An 18429-nucleotide genomic window follows, 5' to 3' on the forward strand; every position below is an offset into this window, starting at 1 on the left:
GATTCCCCGGGTTTACTCGGGGGTCTCGTCGAGCGCGTGCCCGACGAGGGCAAGGAGGGTCTCGATCACCGAGATCCGGCGGCGGGCGTCCATGATCATGACGGGTATGCGTGCGGGTACCGTCAACGCCTCCCGCACGTCCTCCGGCTCGAACAGCTCGCTGCCGTCGAAGTGGTTGACCGCGACGACGTACGGCAGCCCGCAGCTCTCGAAGTAGTCCAGCGCAGGGAAGCAGTCCTTGAGGCGGCGGGTGTCGGCCAGCACGACCGCGCCGATCGCGCCGCGCACCAGGTCGTCCCACATGAACCAGAAACGCTGCTGGCCCGGCGTGCCGAACAGGTAGAGCACCAGGTCGTCGTCGAGTGTGAGACGGCCGAAGTCCATGGCCACGGTGGTGGTCTGCTTGCCCGGGGTGGCGGCGAGGTCGTCGGTCTCCTCGCTCGCCTCGGTCATCAGCGCCTCGGTCTGCAGGGGCGTGATCTCCGAGACGGAGGTGACCAGCGTGGTCTTGCCGACGCCGAAGCCGCCCGCCACGACGATCTTCGTCGCGATGGGGGCGCGGGTACGGTCCGTCTGCCAGGACTTCAGATCCTCGTCGGACTCGACGAAGGGGGTGCCCCCGACGGAGGCGACGGCGTCAGAGACGACGGAGTCCACTCAGCACCCTTTCCAGCAGAGCGCGGTCCGGGCGGCCGGTGCCGTGACCGGTCCCGGTTCCGTACACACGGATCTTTCCCTGGTCCGCGAGGTCGCTCAGGAGCACCCGGACCACCCCGAGGGGCATCTTCAGCAGCGCGGCGATCTCGGCCACCGTGCGCATACGGCGGCACAGTTCGACGATGGCCCGCATCTCCGGCATGACCGCCGAGAGCGGCGCGCTGGTCAGTTCCCGGCGCTGCTCGGGGGCTTCGAGGGCCGCCGTGCTCGCCACGAACGTCTCCACCAGCAGGACGTGGCCGAAGCGGGTACGGCCGCCGGTGAGCGAGTAGGGGCGGACGCGGGCGGGCCTGCGGTCGCCGCCGCGTACGGGGAGCCTCTTCGGCGTGCTGCCGCTCATCGGGCGCTCCCCGTCGACTCGGACTCCAGGGATTTGCGCAGTTCGCTGCGGAGTTCGGGGGTCAGTACGTGACCGGCGCGGCCGACGAAGAGCGCCATGTGGTAGGCCACCACGCTCATGTCGCACTCCGCGGAGCCGTGCACGCCGAGCAGCGAGCCGTCGCTGATCGACATCACGAACAGGCTGCCCTCGTCCATCGCGACCATCGTGTGCTTGACCGTGCCGAACGCCATCAGCTTCGCGGCGCCGACGGTGAGGCTGCCGATGCCGGAGACGATGGTGGCGAGGTCGGCGGCGGAGCCTCGCGGGCCCCTGGGCGGGGGGCTCTGGCGGGATTCCCGGTGACTGGGGTCGGAGGAGAGGAGCAGGAGGCCGTCGGAAGAGACCACGGCGACGGACTGGATGCCGGGGACTTCCTCGACCAGATTGGTCAGCAGCCAGTGCAGGTTGCGGGCCTCACTGCTCAGTCCGAAGGTACTGGGCGCGGTCAACTGCTTGCCTCCTCGACGGTGCCCCCCGTGGCTTCTTCGGATGCGGCGATCTCCGCCTCTGCGTGGCGGTAGCCGGCCTGCGCCCCCTGGCGGAAGCCGCCGAGCCTGCGGCGGAGGGCCTCGGCGTCTACGGAGCCGCTGCGCTGGCGGGGCGTCTGTGCGGGTGCGGTGATCTTCGGGGTCCGCTTGGGCAGACCCTTCGCCGTGAGCTGTTCGTCCTCGGCTTCGTCTTCGGCTTTGGCGTCGTGTTCGGCCTTGGCCTCGTCTTCGGCCTTGGCCTCGTCTTCGGCTATGGCTTCGGCTTCGGACGGGGCGTTCCCCTCCCCACCACCCGTACTGGCTTCGTTGTCGGGTGCGGGTGGCCCCTGGGAGGGCTCGGCGCCGTCGGCGGCCTGGGATTCGGGGGCGACCTCGGGGAGCAGGAGCTCCATCGTCGTCTCGGCCGGGCTCTCGTGGGTCGGCTCCGGTTCCGGCCGGGACGAGTCGTGTACCGGCTGCTCCGCGTCCGGTGTGGCCCGTACCGCCTTCTCCGCCAGGGTCACCAGCGGGTCCCCGCCCGAGCGGCCGTGCAGGACGTTGGAGTTGGCCTCGGCGTCGGCGCCCGGCAGGGAGAAGGAGTGGGCGCCGCCCGCCACGGTGGTGGGGGCGGGGACGGCCGCCACCGGGGGCTCCGCCAGAAGGGGTGCGGGCAGGACCACGACCGCCGCCACGCCGCCCTGCTTCTGCTCGCGCAGCTGGACGCGGGCGCCGTGGCGGTGGGCGAGGCGGGCCACGACGTACAGGCCGAGGCCGAGGCCGTCCTCACCCTCCTGGTCGTAGGGGGACTCGGGGTCGAACTCGGCGAGGCGGGAGTTGAGGCGCTCCAGGCGTTCGACGGCCATGCCGATGCCCTCGTCCTGCACGGAGAGCATCACCTCACCGCTCTCCAGCAGCCAGCCGGAGACCTCGACGGGCAGGTCTGGCGGGGAGAACGAGGTGGCGTTCTCCATGAGTTCGGCCAGCAGGTGGGAGAGGTCGTCGGCGGCGAAGCCCGCGATGTGCGCGTGCGGGGGCAGGGCGGCTATGCGGACCCGCTCGTAGCGCTCGATCTCGCTGACCGCCGCCCGGACGACGTCGACCAGCGGGACCGGGCCGTGGTGCTGCTGGACGTGCTCGGTGCCGGCGAGGACCAGGAGGTTCTCGCTGTGGCGGCGCATGACCGTGGCGAAGTGGTCGAGCTTGAACAGCGTGGACAGCTGCTCGGGGTCCTGCTCACGCTCCTCCAGGCCCTCGATGACGGCCAGTTGGCGCTCCACCAGGCCGAGGGTGCGCAGCGCGAGGCTGACGAAGGTGCCGCCGATGCTGGCGCGCAGCCGCTCCAGCTGGGCGGCGGAGTCGGCGAGTTCGGCGCGCAGCTCCTCGCGTGCGTCGGCCATCCGCTGGCGCTGGCCGACCAGGTGCTTGCGGTCGGTCTCCAGGGTGGTGACGCGCTCATGGACGGCGAGGGCGTGCGCGTGCAGGGCGTTGACGGAGCGGACGACCTGGGCGAACTCGTCGTTGCGGCCGGTGAACTTGATCGGCTCCTCGCCCGTCGGGTCCTCGGCCCCGGCCAGGCGCGCGGAGCCCCGGCGCAGCACGGACAGCGGGCGGGTGAGGGTGCGTGCCATGGCGGTGGCGATACCCACGGCGACGAGCAGCAGGGCGCCGAGGGCGGCGGTGCGGATCTCCAGCGCGGTGACGTCGTCGTCGCGCTGCTTGGCGAGGTCCTTGGTGCGGTGGTCGTAGAGGGCGGACTCCGCGCCCCGCATCAGGTCGACGCGGGCGGACAGGGCGGCGTCCAGCTTCTTGGTGCTGGTGGCCAGGTCGCGGTCGGTCAGCGTCGGCTGGTCGGTGAGGGAGGCGAGGTACCTGTCGGCGGAGTTGACCTCGGCTCCGGTGACCGTGGAGTCGTACGAGGTGACGGCCGTCTTGGGCGCGGTCCCGCGGAAGTCGGCGAGGGCCGCGTCGGAGCGCAGCCGGGCCTGCTGGGCGGCGGCGGTGAGCGCGTCGCGCTGCTTGCGGTCGGCCGCCGAGGTGGTGGTGCTCGTGGTGGGCAGGCCGGTGGTGGGGTCGGTGACCGTCTGCTCGCTGGTCGGCACGTTCAGGGCCGCGAGGAGCAGGCCGCGGGCGGCGGCGGACTGCTGTACCGCGGAGTCCAGCTCGGCGAGCGCGTACGCGCCGGAGCCGGCCCGCGGGGGCATCTGCTCGGCGAGGTCCTCGGCGAGCCGGTGGAGTTCGGTGATGGCGGCGGAGTAGGCCTGGTGCGCTTCCAGGGCCGTGCTCTTGCCGGTGAGCGCGGCCCGGCGCACGGCGGCGATGCCGTCGAGGTCGGTGCGCAGCCCGCCGGGTGTGTCGGTGTCGGCGCGCAGGTCCTCGACCTGCCGGTCGACGCGCTCGCTGCGCTGCTCGGAGGGCGCCTTGGACTTGTCGCGGCCGGCCGCCACGTAGGAGGTGACCTCGTCGCGCTCGTCGGCCAGCGAGTGGGCGAGCGAGAGGGCGTCCTGGGTGCGCTGGGCGAGGGTCACCAGGTCCTGGGAGTCGCTCAGCTGCCCCGAGGCGGCGATCAGGGACGGGGCCCCGGCACCTGCGATGGCGGCGGCCACCACGGCGACGGCGACGATCAGCCGGTTGCGTACGTGGGTGGGGCGGCCGGTGCCGACGGGGGTGTGCTCGGCGCCGTCTTCGGAGGCCGTCTGCTTGCCTGTGCGCCGAGGCCGCTTCATCTGCACCGGTGCTCGCATTCCTGAACTCGTCTACCCATGGGCCCGGATGGCGTTCCGTCACATCGATGCCAAGTGGTGCGTACACCCGGGACGGTTCGTCCCCGACCCTCCCAGTGCCGGTGGTCAGTGGCCGCGCATCACCTGACCCGCCACCCAAAGGAGTGAACCTTGCCGAGGAGTTGGCGGGCAAGTTCCTGTGGCGTGTGCGCGGGCCTTGCGCGGTGGGCCGGTTGGACGCGGGCGGCAGGCTTTGGCAGGATTCGCCACCACGCCTTCCCGGAGTGCGCCATTCCACCCCAAAACAGGCGCCTGACCTGCGGGGTGGCGGGAATTCCGCGATCGTTGCCAGCCTTTGGCGGTCCTTGTGAAGAGGTCGTGCAGACTGGCCGAATGCGTACTGAACTCGTTTCGGAACCCGGTGACGCCACCCGCCCCAACGAGGACTTCGCCGCCGTCGCGCTACCGGCATCGGGGCAGGGCGGTGCCGTGGTCGTCCTGGACGGTGTGACCCCGCCGAGGGACGGGACGGGCTGTCTGCATTCCGTCCCGTGGTTCACCGCGCGCCTGGGTGGCGCCCTGACGGAACTGACCGTTTCGCGGCCGGATATGACGCTGCCGGAGATCCTCTCCCGGGCGATCCGTCGAACGGCCGACGCACACGGGGCCACCTGTGACCTTTCTCACCCGCGCACCCCCCAGGCGACGGTCGTCCTGGCCCGCTGGACCCCGGAGACGGTCGACCACCTGGTGCTCTCCGACTCCGCCCTGCTCCTCCAGTCCCCCGACGGCACCATCACCCCCGTCCTGGACGACCGCCTGGCCCGGCTCCCCCGCGCCTGGCTGGCCGGTGACGCGATCTGCGACGCGCGGGCCCGCAACAAGGAGGGCGGCTTCTTCACCGCCGCCGCCGACCCCGGCGTCGCCGTCCGCGCGGTCACCGGCACCCTCCCCCGCCACGGGGTCCGCGCCCTCGCCGCGCTGACGGACGGCGCGACCCGCTGGACGGAGAAGTTCCGCGAGGGCGACTGGACGGCCCTGTTCGACGTGGTCCGCAAGGAGGGCGCCCGGTCACTGGTCGACCGGGTACGGGAGCTGGAGGCGGCGGACCGGGAGGAGCGGGCGTTCCTCGGGCGGAGCAAGACGCACGACGACGCGACGGTGGCGTACGTGGAGCCGTGAGGGGCCCTGGCGGTTCGGCTACTTCTCCATGCCCCGGTTCAGCTGGTGCAGCAGCCGCGCCAGCTCCGCGACCTCCCGCCGGTCCCAGTGGGCGAGCTGGCTGACGTACCTCGCCCGGCGGGCCTCGCGGACCTTGCCGACCCGGCCGCGGCCCTCCTCGGTCAGGGTCACCAGCCAGGCCCGGCCGTCCGCCGGGTCCGGTTCGCGGGTGACGAGGCCGAGCTCCTCCAGGGCGCGCAGCTGGCGGGACATGGTGGCCTTGCCCACGCCGATGTAGGCGGCGAGTTCCGTGGCGCGCAGGCGGCCGTGCTCGTCGAGGCGGACGAGGAGGCCGTACGCGGCGGACTCCAGGTCCGGGTGGACCTCGCGGGCCATCTCGCCCTGGCTGGCGCGGGCGCGCCGCAGCAGCACCGTCAACTCGCGTTCCAGGTCCAGGAACTCCTGGTCCGCACCGGTCGGCGTCACCTCGGCGGCGACGGGATGCCCGTCGCCGTTCGCGTCCTCGTGCACGTCAGCACCCCTGCTCGGTTTCCCGGTCCTGAAAGTTTCTGCCAAAAATCGTCATCGCCGCAGCTACGTAAGTATTTCGCAGGCGTAGACCAACGGCGGCATCCGGACCCCCTTCCACGCCGTCATCTACGTGCGTAGCTTCCTAATCAGGCCCCGGAATGGCATGCCCACGCCAGTGGACACCCGTGGATCCCCACCACCTCCCCACCTCCCCCCACCTGACCTCGGAGGCACGTCATGCGCGTGCACAGACCCGGTTCCCCCTGCCCGCGGGCCCTGACCGCCCTCGCGGCGGCCCTGCTCGCGGCCGTCTCCCTCACCCTCCCCCTCTCCACCGCGCACGCCGCCGGCACTCCCACCCGCGGCTCCGCCCACATGGGCATGGGCGTCCTGGCCCACGACGGCCGGGGCGGCGCCCCCAGCGCCGGCGCCGTCACCCGGACCGAGGGCGTCGACGTCTCCGGCTACCAGGGCAACGTCGCCTGGTCGACCCTGTGGAGCAGCGGGGTCAAGTGGGCGTACACCAAGGCGACGGAAGGCACGTACTACACGAACCCGTACTTCGCCCAGCAGTACAACGGCTCCTACAACATCGGCATGATCCGCGGCGCGTACCACTTCGCGACCCCGGACACCGCCGGCGGCGCCACCCAGGCCGACTACTTCGTCGACCACGGCGGCGGCTGGTCCAAGGACGGCAAGACCCTCCCCGGCACCCTCGACATCGAGTGGAACCCCTACGGAGCCGCCTGCTACGGCAAGTCCGCCAGCGCGATGGTCAGCTGGATCGCCGACTTCCTGAACACCTACAAGGCGCGCACGGGACGGGACGCCGTGATCTACACGGCCACCAGCTGGTGGACCCAGTGCACCGGCGACTACGGCGGCTTCGCGGCCGGCAGCCCGCTGTGGATCGCGCGGTACGCGTCGGACGCGGGGACGCTGCCGGCGGGGTGGTCGTACTACACGATGTGGCAGTACACCTCGTCCGGGCCGACGGTCGGGGACCACGACAGGTTCAACGGGGCCCTGGACCGGGTGGTCGCCCTCGCGAACGGCTGACGTACGGGCCTACGGCGAAGGCCCGGGCCTCCCTCACGGGACCCGGGCCTCGCCTCTCCGGCAGCGTCCGTCACGCCGCCACCGGAACCTCCGGCGTCGCGTCGCTCGTGGCGGGCGCGAGCGCCAGCTCCAGGACCTGGCGCACATCGGTCACGGCGTGGACGTCGAGCCTGTCCAGCACCTCGGCCGGGACGTCGTCCAGGTCGGGCTCGTTGCGCTTGGGGATGATGACGGTGGTCACCCCGGCGCGGTGCGCGGCGAGGAGCTTCTGCTTCACGCCGCCGATGGGCAGCACGCGACCGGTCAGGGAGACCTCGCCGGTCATCGCCACGTCCGTGCGGACCAGTCGGCCGGACAGGAGCGAGGCCAGGGCCGTCGTCATCGTGATGCCGGCGCTCGGGCCGTCCTTCGGGACCGCGCCCGCCGGGAAGTGGATGTGCACGCCCCGGTCCTTCAGGTCGGCGACGGGCAGCTCCAGCTCGGCGCCGTGGGAGCGGAGGAAGCTCAGGGCGATCTGCGCGGACTCCTTCATCACGTCGCCCAGCTGACCGGTGAGGGTCAGGCCCGCCGCGCCCGTCTCGGGGTCCGCGAGGGACGCCTCGACGAACAGGACGTCGCCGCCCGCGCCGGTGACCGCCAGACCGGTGGCGACACCGGGGACGGCGGTGCGGCGCTCGGCCGGGTCCTGGGCGGACTCGGGCACATGGTGCGGCCGGCCGATCAGGCCGCGCAGGTCGCCGTCGCGGACGGTGAACGGCAGCTCCCGCTCGCCCAGTTCGTGCTGGGCCGCGACCTTGCGCAGCAGCCGGGCGATCGACCGCTCCAGGTTGCGCACGCCCGCCTCACGCGTGTACTCGCCGGCGAGCTTGCGCAGCGCGCTCTCGTCGAGGGTGACCTCGTCCTTGTCCAGACCCGCCCGGTCCAGCTGGCGCGGGAGCAGGTGGTCGCGGGCGATGACGACCTTCTCGTCCTCGGTGTAGCCGTCCAGGCGGACCAGCTCCATGCGGTCGAGCAGGGCCTCCGGGATGGCCTCCAGGACGTTGGCCGTGGCCAGGAAGACCACGTCCGACAGGTCCAGCTCCACCTCCAGGTAGTGGTCCCGGAAGGTGTGGTTCTGGGCCGGGTCGAGGACCTCCAGGAGGGCCGCCGCCGGGTCGCCGCGGAAGTCGGAGCCGACCTTGTCGATCTCGTCCAGCAGGACGACCGGGTTCATCGAACCGGCCTCCTTGATCGCTCGGACGATCCGGCCGGGCAGCGCGCCGACGTACGTACGCCGGTGGCCGCGGATCTCGGCCTCGTCGCGGACGCCGCCGAGGGCGACGCGGACGAACTTGCGGCCCATGGCGTGCGCGACGGACTCGCCGAGCGAGGTCTTGCCGACGCCGGGCGGGCCCACCAGGGCCAGGACGGCACCGCCGCGCCGGCCGCCGATCACACCCAGGCCGCGGTCGCCGCGCCGCTTGCGCACCGCCAGGTACTCGGTGATCCGCTCCTTGACGTCCTCCAGGCCCGCGTGTTCGGCGTCCAGGATCGCCTTGGCGCCCTGGATGTCGTACGCGTCCTCGGTGCGCTCGTTCCACGGCAGTTCGAGGACCGTGTCGAGCCAGGTGCGGATCCAGGAACCCTCGGGCGACTGGTCGCTCGCCCGCTCCAGCTTGTCGACCTCCTTCAAGGCCGCCTCGCGGACCTTCTCGGGCAGGTCGGCGGCCTCGACGCGGGCGCGGTAGTCGTCGGACTCCTCGCCGTCCTTCTCACCGTTCAGCTCGCGCAGTTCCTTGCGGACGGCCTCCAGCTGACGGCGCAGCAGGAACTCCCGCTGCTGCTTGTCGACACCCTCCTGGACGTCCTTGGCGATGGTCTCGGCCACGTCCTGTTCGGCGAGGTGGTCGCGCAGCTGCTGGGTGGCGAGCTTCAGACGGGCGACCGGGTCGGCCGTCTCCAGCAGTTCGACCTTCTGGTCGGTGGTCAGGAAGGGCGAGTAGCCGGAGTTGTCGGCGAGGGCGGAGACCTCGTCGATGGCCTGGACGCGGTCCACGACCTGCCAGGCGCCGCGCTTCTTCAGCCAGCTGGTGGCGAGCGCCTTGTACTCCTTGACGAGTTCGGCGACCTGGCCCGGCAGCGGCTCGGGCACGCTCTCGTCGATGCGCGTGCCCTCGACCCACAGCGCCGCGCCCGGCCCGGTGGTCCCCGCGCCGATCCGCACCCGGCCGCGCCCGCGGATCAGGGCTCCCGGGTCTCCGTCGGCGAGCCGGCCGACCTGCTCGACCGTGCCCAGCACGCCCGTCTTGGCGTACGTCCCCTCGATGCGCGGCACCAGCAGCACCTTGGGCTTCCCCGGCTCCGTCCGGGCGGCGGCCTGCGCGGCCTCCACCGCGGCCCGCACCTCGGAGTCGCTCAGGTCCAGCGGGACCACCATCCCGGGCAGCACTACCTCGTCGTCGAGCGGCAGCACAGGCAGGGCGAGTGGTGTGGACGCCGTGGACTCAGCAGTCATGATCTCCCCTTCGGCAGTCAAATTGAGCTATGCCGACTCAATGCTCATGAGCCTCCGATTGATTCCCCAAGGGGTGTTCGCTCTCAGCGATCATCAACGGAACCGTTGACGCGATCACGGGGGGCACCGCGCGATCCCTCTCAAAAGCAGTTGCGGCCCGCCCCGGCATTCCCCGTACCGTCCCCGCGTGACCGACACCGCGACGCTGCTCGCCGCCTACGACGCCCAGATACGCGCCACGCCGCCCGCGCCGCCGCCGGGCGTCACGCACGAGTACGACGGCAGGCTGCTGCGGGTCGTAGGCGGGTTCCGCGGCTTCCTCGGCACGCCGCCCGACCTGGGTCTGCGGGGGCGGGAGCTGGACGAGCTGATCGCGCGGCAGCGGGACTTCTTCGCGGCGCGCGGGGAGGCCGTGGAGTGGAAGGTCCGCGGCCACGACGCCCCGGCCGACCTGACCGATCGGCTGCGCGCGGCGGGCTTCGTACCGGAGGAGCAGGAGACGGTCCTGGTCGCTCCCGTGGCGGAACTGGCCGTACGGCGGCCCGTACCGCCGGAAGGTGTCACGCTGCGCCGGGTCACCGCCGAGGCCGACATGCGGCGGATCGCCGACATGCAGACGGTCGTCTGGGGTCAGGACATGAGCTGGCTCGCCGGGCACCTGTCCGGGCTGCTCGCCACCGCCCCGGACGATCTCTCCGTGCATGTCGCCGAGGCGGCCGGCGAGGTCGTCTGCGCGTCCTGGCTGTCCTTCCGCCCGGGCACCGAGTTCGCCGCTCTGCTGGGCGGTTCGACGCTCGCCGAGTGGCGCGGCAAGGGCCTCTACCGCGCCCTGGTGGCCATCCGCGCCGCCCTCGCCGCCGACCGCGGTGTCCGGTACCTGTACGTGGACGCCTCCGCCGACAGCGCGCCCGTCCTGCGGCGGCTGGGCTTCAGGGCGGTGACGACGACCACGCCGTACGTGTGGTCGCCGGGGCGGGAGTAGCCCGCATCGGTCCACGCGCGCGAGGTCAACGTCCCGGAGCGGAAGTACACCCACTTGCGCGTGCCCTAGAGGCAGGCGGCCCGGGTCAGGCGGTGCGGGCCCGCTGCGGGCGCCGGACCAGGGGCCAGCCCGCCACGCCTATGGCCAGGGAGATCAGGTGGCCCCAGTTGGTCATCGGGTCGGTGAAGGCGACCAGGTCGCTGACCAGTACGCCGCCGACCAGGACGAGGAGCGGCCAGCGCAGCCACGGGGTGAGCAGACCGGCCAGGGCGCCGACGCCGGCCGCCACGCCGAAACTGATGCCGTAGTCCAGGCGGTGCAGCGAGGTGTCCGGCAGGTGCCCGGCGAGGACGGCGAGCCCGACGGGCACCTCGGTCCCGAGGGTGGCCAGCACATGGCCGAGCAGGAAGATCCCGGCCGTGCGCGCGCCACCCGCCCGCCGCTCCAGCGCGGTCAGCACGAGCAGGAAGCCGAGCGCGTACGGCGACAGGATCCCGCCCGCGATCCACAGTGCGCTGGCCACCAGCACCAGCACGGGCGTGCGCACCAGGTGGGCGACGTCCGTGCTGGAGCCCTGGTGCAGGGCGTGCACGAGCGACGGGTCGGCGTACCTGGTGATCAGGGAGGTGACGACGAGCACGGCCGCGTAGCCGAAGGTGAACGGCGTGCCGGTGGGGGTGGGTAGCAGCCGCCAGGGGCGGAGGGCAGTGGCGCGGCGGGCGCGGGGCGGGGCCGGGTGGGCGGCCACGGGGTCCGGCGCGGTGGCCGGTCGGGCGGGCGCCGCGGAGCCGCGCTGGCGCGGCATTCCGTCCAGCAGGTCGGCGACCTCGGCGGTGGGTTCCACGGTGCGGCGCTCCTTCCGTCCCGCCCCACCCTTCGTGCCCCGTGCGTCGCTGTCTATGACCGACGCCACGCGAGTGCGGATTCACAGCAACCTCTGAGACTTCTTTCGCGTCCGCCCGGGCGCGACGGGCGTTAATTCCCGTGGCGGTGAAGCCCCGTTGGGGCAGGATGGCCCCATGACCGCCACCCACGACACGCCCGTGGTCCTGGATCGCCGCGAGGGCCCGTACGGCGAGGTGGTGCTGCGCCGCCACGGCGGGCTACTGCAGATCATCGCCAACGGCTGCTTCCTGATGGACACCTCCGACGGCCGCTCGGAGCGGCTGCTCGTCGACGCCGCGTACGGCGCCCTGGACGGCCGGCCGGAGCCGGACGTACTGATCGGCGGCCTGGGCGTCGGCTTCTCGCTCGCTCACGCCGCGGCCGATCCGCGCTGGGGCCGGATCACGGTCGTGGAGCGCGAGCGCGCCGTCGTCGACTGGCACCTCGACGGTCCCCTGTCCGAGCTCTCCGCCGCGGCGCTCGCCGACCCTCGTACCCGGATCGTGGAAGCCGACCTGATCAGATACGCCAATGAGACATGCGCCACGTACGACGCCCTGTGTCTGGACATCGACAACGGCCCCGGCTGGACCGTCACCGAGGGCAACGACGGCCTCTACTCGGCGTCCGGACTGGCAGGCTGCGCAAGGCTGTTGAGACCCGGCGGGGTACTCGCCGTGTGGTCGGCGAAACCCTCTCCGGAATTTGAAGGTAGCTTGCGGAATGCCGGGTTCCATCAGGTGCGTACCGAAGAGATCCCCGTTGCCCGGGGCGTTCCGGACGCCGTGCACCTCGCCGTACGCCCTGGATAGCGAGGGCGACGCGACTCCCCGTAATGTGCTTCCCTGACGCAGATCATTCAAGCGTCAATCGCAACCATGCGCAGACCGAGGAATCACCCCACTGGTTCCGGAAAGCACACTCAGGGGCGGGCGATGGAGCAGACACACACCTCCCACAACGGCGCGGCGGCGGCCACCCCAGGCGCGCAGCGCCGGGTCCTGGTGGTCGAGGACGACCCGACGATCGTCGACGCCATCGCGGCCCGGCTGCGCGCGGAGGGATTCCTCGTGCAAACCGCCGGAGACGGTCCGGCCGCCGTCGACACCGCCGAGGCCTGGCAGCCCGATCTGCTGATCCTCGACATCATGCTGCCCGGCTTCGACGGCCTGGAGGTCTGCCGCCGCGTGCAGGCCCAGCGGCCGGTGCCGGTACTGATGCTCACCGCGCGCGACGACGAGACCGACATGCTGGTCGGGCTCGGGGTCGGCGCCGACGACTACATGACCAAGCCGTTCTCGATGCGCGAGCTGGCCGCGCGGGTGCACGTGCTGCTGCGCCGGGTGGAGCGGGCCGCGGTCGCCGCGTCCACCCCGCGCTCGGGCATCCTGCGCCTGGGCGAGCTGGAGATCGACCACGCGCAGCGGCGCGTGCGGGTCCGCTCCGAGGACGTCCACCTCACGCCCACCGAGTTCGACCTGCTGGTGTGCCTGGCGAACACCCCGCGCGCGGTGCTCTCCCGGGAGCAGCTGCTGGCCGAGGTCTGGGACTGGGCGGACGCCTCCGGCACCCGGACCGTCGACAGCCACATCAAGGCGCTGCGCCGGAAGATCGGCGCCGAGCGGATCCGCACCGTGCACGGTGTGGGCTACGCCCTGGAGACCCCGACGCCATGAGCGACGGGCCGGCCGCACGGAGGGGCCCCGGGGATCCCTGGGGCGGCGTTCGCCCGTTCTCTATCAAGACCAAGCTGGGCGCGCTGGTCGTCATCTCGGTGCTGATCACGACCGGGCTGTCGATGATCGCGGTGCACACCAAGACGGAGCTCCGCTTCATCACGGTGTTCTCGATGATCGCCACACTGCTGATTACGCAGTTCGTGGCGCATTCGCTCACCGCGCCGCTGGACGAGATGAACACGGTGGCCCGGGCCATCTCGCACGGCGACTACACGCGCCGGGTGAGCGAGAGCCGCCGGGACGAGCTGGGCGACCTGGCCGAGACGATCAACGTCATGGCCGACGAGCTGGAGGCGCAGGACCTCCAGCGCAAGGAGCTGGTGGCGAACGTCTCCCACGAGCTGCGCACACCCATCGCGGGGCTGCGGGCGGTGCTGGAGAACGTCGTCGACGGCATCGCCGAGGCCGACCCCGAGACCATGCGGACGGCCCTGAAGCAGACGGAGCGTCTGGGACGTCTCGTGGAGACGCTCCTCGACCTGTCCCGGCTGGACAACGGCGTCGTACCGCTGCGCATGCGGCGCTTCGAGGTGTGGCCGTACCTCTCGGGCGTGCTGAAGGAGGCCAACATGGTCGCCTCCGCGCGCGCGGGCATCGCCTCCGGCTCCGGCAGCCACACCCGTACGGACGTCCATCTGCACCTCGACGTCTCCCCGCCGGAGCTGACCGCCCACGCGGACCCGGAGCGGATCCACCAGGTCGTGGCGAATCTCATCGACAACGCGGTCAAGCACAGCCCCCCGCACGGCCGGGTGACCGTGAAGGCCCGGCGCGGACCGCAGCCGGAGTCGCTGGAGCTGGAGGTCCTGGACGAGGGTCCCGGCATCCCCCGATCGGAGTGGCGCCGGGTCTTCGAGCGCTTCAACCGAGGCGCGGTACGCCGCCCCCACGGCCCCGGCAGCGACGGCGGCACGGGACTGGGCCTGGCGATCGCCCGCTGGGCGGTGGACCTGCACGGCGGCCGGATCGGCGTCGCCGAGTCCGCACGAGGCTGCCGGATCCTCGTCACCCTCCCCGGAGAACCCTCCGTACCGAACTGACCGCGCCCGCGGCCCCGGAGCCGTCCGCCCCGCCACGGCCGACCTCATCGGCACCCCCGCCCCCGTTGGCCCGGCGATCTCCACCCCGGCCGGATCGGTGTGGCTGAATCCGAGCGGAGTTGCCGGAAGCTCGTCACCCTTCCGGGAGAGCCTTCTGTGCCAAGTTGACGTAAAGTTCGAACCGGAGCCACAAGATCCACGAGTGTCCCGGCTGACGGACACGTGTGATCAGGGGGAGGCCCGCGCCGCGTCGCGCCCGGGTCCCGGCCGAGGTATCCCTTCCACAGGTGAACCACGCTTGTTTCCCGCCATATCAACCCCCGAAACACAGTTTTCGATGTGACTTACGCGACGATGAACGGGCCCGACCTGACCTTCGCGGTCTTGGAGGCGTAGCCTTTATTCCCGCTGTCCATCACCTTGTGAAGCGGAAGAGGGCGGTTGCCGCCGTGTCGCCACAGTCCCCCAGTAACTCGAGCATCTCCACCGACGACCAAGCCGGGAAGAACCCCGCTGCCGCGTTCGGTCCGAACGAGTGGCTCGTCGACGAGATCTATCAGCAGTACCTCCAGGACCCGAATTCGGTAGACCGCGCCTGGTGGGACTTCTTCGCCGATTACAAGCCGGGCGCCGCTCCGGCCGCACCGGCCCAGGCCGCGCCGGCGGCACCCGCCGCTCCCGCGCCTGCCCCGGCGCCCGCGAAGCCCGCTCCCGCCGCCCAGGCCCCGGCGCCCGCGAAGCCCGCCGCTGCGGCCGCCAAGCCGGCGCAGCCCGCCGCTCCGGCCGCCAAGCCCGTTCAGCCCGCGCAGCCGAAGGCGAAGGCCCAGCCCGCCGCCGAGCCCGCCGCGTCCGCGGACGGGCCGGAGTTCGTGACGCTGCGCGGCCCGTCCGCCGCGGTCGCCAAGAACATGAACGCCTCGCTGGATCTGCCGACCGCCACCTCGGTCCGCGCGGTCCCGGTGAAGCTGCTGTTCGACAACCGCATCGTCATCAACAACCACCTCAAGCGGGCCCGCGGCGGGAAGATCTCCTTCACGCACATCATCGGCTACGCGATGGTGCAGGCCATCAAGGCCATGCCCTCGATGAACTGGTCGTTCGGCGAGAAGGACGGCAAGCCGACCCTCGTCAAGCCGCCGCACGTCAACCTCGGCCTGGCCATCGACCTGGTGAAGCCCAACGGCGACCGCCAGCTGGTCGTGGCCGCCATCAAGAAGGCCGAGACGCTGAACTTCTTCGAGTTCTGGCAGGCCTACGAGGACATCGTCCGCCGCGCCCGCGACGGCAAGCTGACGATGGACGACTTCACCGGCGTCACGGTCTCCCTGACCAACCCGGGCGGCCTCGGCACGGTCCACTCCGTGCCGCGTCTGATGCCCGGCCAGTCGGTCATCATGGGCGTCGGCTCCATGGACTACCCGGCGGAGTTCCAGGGCACCTCCCAGGACACCCTGAACAAGCTCGGCGTCTCGAAGGTCATGACGCTCACGTCGACCTACGACCACCGGGTGATCCAGGGCGCCGCCTCCGGCGAGTTCCTCCGCCAGGTCGCGAACCTCCTGCTCGGCGAGAGCGGCTTCTACGACGACATCTTCGAGGCGCTGCGCATCCCCTACGAGCCGGTCCGCTGGCTCAAGGACATCGACGCCAGCCACGACGACGACGTCACCAAGGCCGCCCGCGTCTTCGAGCTGATCCACTCCTACCGGGTCCGCGGCCACGTCATGGCCGACACCGACCCGCTGGAGTACCGCCAGCGCAAGCACCCCGACCTCGACATCGTCGAGCACGGCCTCACGCTCTGGGACCTGGAGCGCGAGTTCGCCGTCGGCGGCTTCGCCGGCAAGTCGATGATGAAGCTGCGCGACATCCTCGGCGTGCTGCGCGACTCGTACTGCCGCACCACCGGCATCGAGTTCATGCACATCCAGGACCCCAAGCAGCGCAAGTGGATCCAGGACCGTGTGGAGCGCCCGCACTCCAAGCCGGAGCGCGAGGAGCAGCTGCGCATCCTGCGCCGCCTGAACGCGGCGGAGGCCTTCGAGACCTTCCTGCAGACGAAGTACGTCGGCCAGAAGCGCTTCTCCCTGGAGGGCGGCGAGTCCGTCATCCCGCTGCTCGACGCGGTACTGGACAGCGCGGCCGAGTCGCGTCTGGACGAGGTCGTCATCGGCATGGCCCACCGCGGCCGGCTCAACGTCCTCGCCAACATCGTCGGCAAGTCCTACGCGCAGATCTTCCGCGAGTTCGAGGGCAACCTCGACCCGAAGTCGATGCACGGCTCCGGCGACGTGAAGTACCACCTGGGCGCCGAGGGCACCTTCACCGGCCTGGACGGCGAGCAGATCAAGGTCTCGCTCGTGGCCAACCCCTCGCACCTGGAGGCGGTGGACCCGGTCCTGGAGGGCGTCGCCCGCGCCAAGCAGGACATCATCAACAAGGGCGGTACGGACTTCACGGTCCTGCCGGTGGCGATCCACGGCGACGCGGCCTTCGCGGGCCAGGGCGTGGTGGCCGAGACCCTGAACATGTCGCAGCTGCGCGGCTACCGCACCGGCGGCACGGTCCACATCGTCATCAACAACCAGGTCGGCTTCACCGCGGCCCCCGAGTCCTCGCGTTCCTCGATGTACGCGACGGACGTGGCCCGCATGATCGAGGCCCCGATCTTCCACGTGAACGGCGACGACCCGGAGGCCGTGGTCCGCGTCGCGCGGCTCGCCTTCGAGTTCCGTCAGGCGTTCAACAAGGACGTGGTGATCGACCTCATCTGCTACCGCCGCCGCGGTCACAACGAGTCGGACAACCCGGCCTTCACCCAGCCGCTGATGTACGACCTGATCGACAAGAAGCGCTCGGTGCGCAAGCTCTACACCGAGTCCCTGATCGGTCGCGGCGACATCACCCTGGAAGAGGCCGAGCAGGCCCTGCAGGACTACCAGGGCCAGCTGGAGAAGGTCTTCACCGAGGTCCGCGAGGCGACCTCCCAGCCGCTCGCCCCGGACTTCCAGGAGCCGCAGGACGGCTTCCCGGTCGCGGTCAGCACGGCCGTGTCCACGGAGGTCGTCAAGCGCATCGCCGAGTCCCAGGTCAACATCCCCGACCACATCACCGTCCACCCGCGTCTGCTGCCGCAGCTGCAGCGCCGGGCGGCCATGGTCGAGGACGGCACGATCGACTGGGGCATGGGCGAGACCCTCGCCATCGGCTCGCTGCTCCTGGAGGGCACCCCGGTCCGCCTGGCGGGCCAGGACTCCCAGCGCGGCACCTTCGGCCAGCGGCACGCGGTCCTCATCGACCGTGAGACGGGCGAGGACTTCACCCCGCTGCTGTACCTCTCCGAGGACCAGGCCCGCCTGAACGTCTACAACTCGCTGCTCTCCGAGTACGCGGCGATGGGCTTCGAGTACGGCTACTCGCTCGCCCGTCCCGACGCGCTGGTGATGTGGGAGGCCCAGTTCGGCGACTTCGTCAACGGCGCGCAGACGGTCGTGGACGAGTTCATCTCGTCGGCGGAGCAGAAGTGGGGTCAGACGAGCGGCGTAGTGCTTCTCCTCCCCCACGGTTACGAGGGCCAGGGCCCGGACCACTCCTCGGCCCGCCCGGAGCGGTTCCTCCAGATCTGCGCCCAGAACAACATGACGGTCGCGATGCCGACGCTCCCGTCGAACTACTTCCACCTCCTGCGGTGGCAGGTGCACAACCCGCACCACAAGCCGCTGGTCGTCTTCACGCCGAAGTCGATGCTGCGTCTGAAGGCCGCGGCCTCGAAGGCGGAGGAGTTCACGAGCGGGGAGTTCCGCCCGGTCATCGGCGACGCGTCGGCCGACCCGGCCGCCGTCCGCAGGGTCGTCTTCTGCGCCGGCAAGGTCTACTACGACCTGGAGGCCGAGCGTCAGAAGCGCGGTGCCACCGACACGGCGATCATCCGTATCGAGCGCCTGTACCCGCTGCCGGGTGCCGAGCTCCAGGCGGAGATCAAGAAGTACCCGAACGCCGAGAAGTACCTGTGGGCCCAGGAGGAGCCGGCGAACCAGGGTGCCTGGCCGTTCATCGCCCTCAACCTGATCGACCACCTGGACCTGGCGGTCGGCGCGGACATCCCGGCGGGCGAGCGCCTGCGCCGCATCTCCCGCCCGCACGGCTCCTCCCCGGCGGTGGGTTCCGCGAAGCGGCACCAGGCCGAGCAGGAGCAGCTGGTGCGTGAGGTGTTCGAGGCGTAGGCCTTTCGCCACCTCGCACGAAGGGC

At 71.5% G+C, this 18429-nt stretch carries 14 protein-coding genes; 7 read left to right on the forward strand and 7 right to left on the reverse strand.

Translation table 11 applies throughout. The features are described from left to right. Window positions 1-12: 12 nt before the first annotated feature. Genes ACZ7L0_RS04910 through ACZ7L0_RS04925 form a run of 4 tightly spaced genes read right to left on the reverse strand, consistent with a single transcriptional unit; the run spans window position 13 to window position 4295 of the window. The gene (locus ACZ7L0_RS04910; protein ID WP_471241005.1) at window positions 13-657 is read right to left on the reverse strand and encodes a GTP-binding protein; all 645 of its coding nucleotides are present in this window, start codon (window positions 655-657) and stop codon (window positions 13-15) included. Further along, the gene (locus tag ACZ7L0_RS04915) at window positions 638-1057 is read right to left on the reverse strand and encodes a DUF742 domain-containing protein (protein WP_471241006.1); all 420 of its coding nucleotides are present in this window, start codon (window positions 1055-1057) and stop codon (window positions 638-640) included. The genes ACZ7L0_RS04910 and ACZ7L0_RS04915 overlap by 20 nt, the downstream gene beginning before the upstream one ends. After that, on the reverse strand, window positions 1054-1548 hold the full coding sequence (locus ACZ7L0_RS04920) for a roadblock/LC7 domain-containing protein (protein WP_471241007.1): 495 nt from the start codon (window positions 1546-1548) through the stop codon (window positions 1054-1056). The genes ACZ7L0_RS04915 and ACZ7L0_RS04920 overlap by 4 nt, the downstream gene beginning before the upstream one ends. Beyond that, window positions 1545-4295 carry a sensor histidine kinase gene (locus ACZ7L0_RS04925; protein WP_471241008.1) on the reverse strand — a complete coding sequence of 917 codons (2751 nt, stop codon included), beginning with the start codon at window positions 4293-4295 and terminating at the stop codon, window positions 1545-1547. The genes ACZ7L0_RS04920 and ACZ7L0_RS04925 overlap by 4 nt, the downstream gene beginning before the upstream one ends. Before the next feature lie 384 nt (window positions 4296-4679). Between ACZ7L0_RS04925 and ACZ7L0_RS04930 the strand changes: the two genes are divergently transcribed. Then, complete coding sequence (locus ACZ7L0_RS04930) at window positions 4680-5468, forward strand: hypothetical protein (RefSeq protein WP_471241009.1); 789 nt, start codon at window positions 4680-4682, stop codon at window positions 5466-5468. Window positions 5469-5486: 18 nt separating this feature from the next. On the opposite strand, the gene ACZ7L0_RS04935 is transcribed toward ACZ7L0_RS04930, so the two are convergent. Continuing rightward, the gene (locus tag ACZ7L0_RS04935) at window positions 5487-5978 is read right to left on the reverse strand and encodes a MarR family winged helix-turn-helix transcriptional regulator (protein ID WP_471241010.1); all 492 of its coding nucleotides are present in this window, start codon (window positions 5976-5978) and stop codon (window positions 5487-5489) included. A 237-nt stretch (window positions 5979-6215) separates the two neighbouring features. Between ACZ7L0_RS04935 and ACZ7L0_RS04940 the strand changes: the two genes are divergently transcribed. Then, window positions 6216-7040, forward strand: coding sequence for a lysozyme (locus tag ACZ7L0_RS04940; RefSeq protein WP_471241011.1), 825 nt, complete (start codon window positions 6216-6218; stop codon window positions 7038-7040). A gap of 70 nt (window positions 7041-7110) precedes the next feature. Here the strand turns inward: ACZ7L0_RS04940 and lon are convergent, their stop codons facing one another. After that, window positions 7111-9534 carry an endopeptidase La gene (gene lon / locus ACZ7L0_RS04945; RefSeq protein WP_471241012.1) on the reverse strand — a complete coding sequence of 808 codons (2424 nt, stop codon included), beginning with the start codon at window positions 9532-9534 and terminating at the stop codon, window positions 7111-7113. 187 nt (window positions 9535-9721) lie between these two features. On the opposite strand from lon, the gene ACZ7L0_RS04950 reads away from it, so the two are divergent. Continuing rightward, window positions 9722-10516 (forward strand): GNAT family N-acetyltransferase, encoded by a 795-nt coding sequence (locus tag ACZ7L0_RS04950; protein ID WP_471241013.1) that lies wholly within the window; start codon window positions 9722-9724, stop codon window positions 10514-10516. A gap of 85 nt (window positions 10517-10601) precedes the next feature. On the opposite strand, the gene ACZ7L0_RS04955 is transcribed toward ACZ7L0_RS04950, so the two are convergent. Then, window positions 10602-11321 carry a rhomboid-like protein gene (locus tag ACZ7L0_RS04955; RefSeq protein WP_471241586.1) on the reverse strand — a complete coding sequence of 240 codons (720 nt, stop codon included), beginning with the start codon at window positions 11319-11321 and terminating at the stop codon, window positions 10602-10604. 214 nt (window positions 11322-11535) lie between these two features. Here ACZ7L0_RS04955 and ACZ7L0_RS04960 point away from each other — a divergent pair, with 214 nt between their 5' ends. From ACZ7L0_RS04960 to ACZ7L0_RS04975, 4 genes are all read left to right on the forward strand, one after another. Next, entirely contained in the window at window positions 11536-12213 is a 678-nt protein-coding gene (locus ACZ7L0_RS04960) for a spermidine synthase family protein (RefSeq protein WP_471241014.1), read from the forward strand. Between the two features lie 123 nt (window positions 12214-12336). Next, window positions 12337-13077, forward strand: coding sequence for a response regulator transcription factor (locus ACZ7L0_RS04965; RefSeq protein ID WP_362575401.1), 741 nt, complete (start codon window positions 12337-12339; stop codon window positions 13075-13077). Then, window positions 13074-14180 carry a HAMP domain-containing sensor histidine kinase gene (locus ACZ7L0_RS04970; protein WP_471241015.1) on the forward strand — a complete coding sequence of 369 codons (1107 nt, stop codon included), beginning with the start codon at window positions 13074-13076 and terminating at the stop codon, window positions 14178-14180. Before ACZ7L0_RS04965 ends, ACZ7L0_RS04970 begins: the two co-directional genes overlap by 4 nt. A 449-nt stretch (window positions 14181-14629) precedes the next feature. Then, window positions 14630-18403: a multifunctional oxoglutarate decarboxylase/oxoglutarate dehydrogenase thiamine pyrophosphate-binding subunit/dihydrolipoyllysine-residue succinyltransferase subunit gene (locus ACZ7L0_RS04975; RefSeq protein ID WP_471241016.1), complete on the forward strand. Its 3774-nt coding sequence runs from the start codon at window positions 14630-14632 to the stop codon at window positions 18401-18403. The last annotated feature ends 26 nt before the right edge of the window (window positions 18404-18429 follow it).

Source organism: Streptomyces sp. NPDC039424 (genome assembly GCF_055639495.1).

Coding starts and splice junctions, on each gene's coding strand:
- ACZ7L0_RS04915 (WP_471241006.1), bottom strand. CDS start 1,057: ATGAGCGGCAGCACGCCGAAGAGGCTCCCCGTACGCGGCGGCGACCGC.
- ACZ7L0_RS04930 (WP_471241009.1), top strand. CDS start 4,680: ATGCGTACTGAACTCGTTTCGGAACCCGGTGACGCCACCCGCCCCAAC.
- ACZ7L0_RS04940 (WP_471241011.1), top strand. CDS start 6,216: ATGCGCGTGCACAGACCCGGTTCCCCCTGCCCGCGGGCCCTGACCGCC.
- lon (WP_471241012.1), bottom strand. CDS start 9,534: ATGACTGCTGAGTCCACGGCGTCCACACCACTCGCCCTGCCTGTGCTG.
- ACZ7L0_RS04955 (WP_471241586.1), bottom strand. CDS start 11,321: ATGCCGCGCCAGCGCGGCTCCGCGGCGCCCGCCCGACCGGCCACCGCG.
- ACZ7L0_RS04960 (WP_471241014.1), top strand. CDS start 11,536: ATGACCGCCACCCACGACACGCCCGTGGTCCTGGATCGCCGCGAGGGC.
- ACZ7L0_RS04965 (WP_362575401.1), top strand. CDS start 12,337: ATGGAGCAGACACACACCTCCCACAACGGCGCGGCGGCGGCCACCCCA.
- ACZ7L0_RS04970 (WP_471241015.1), top strand. CDS start 13,074: ATGAGCGACGGGCCGGCCGCACGGAGGGGCCCCGGGGATCCCTGGGGC.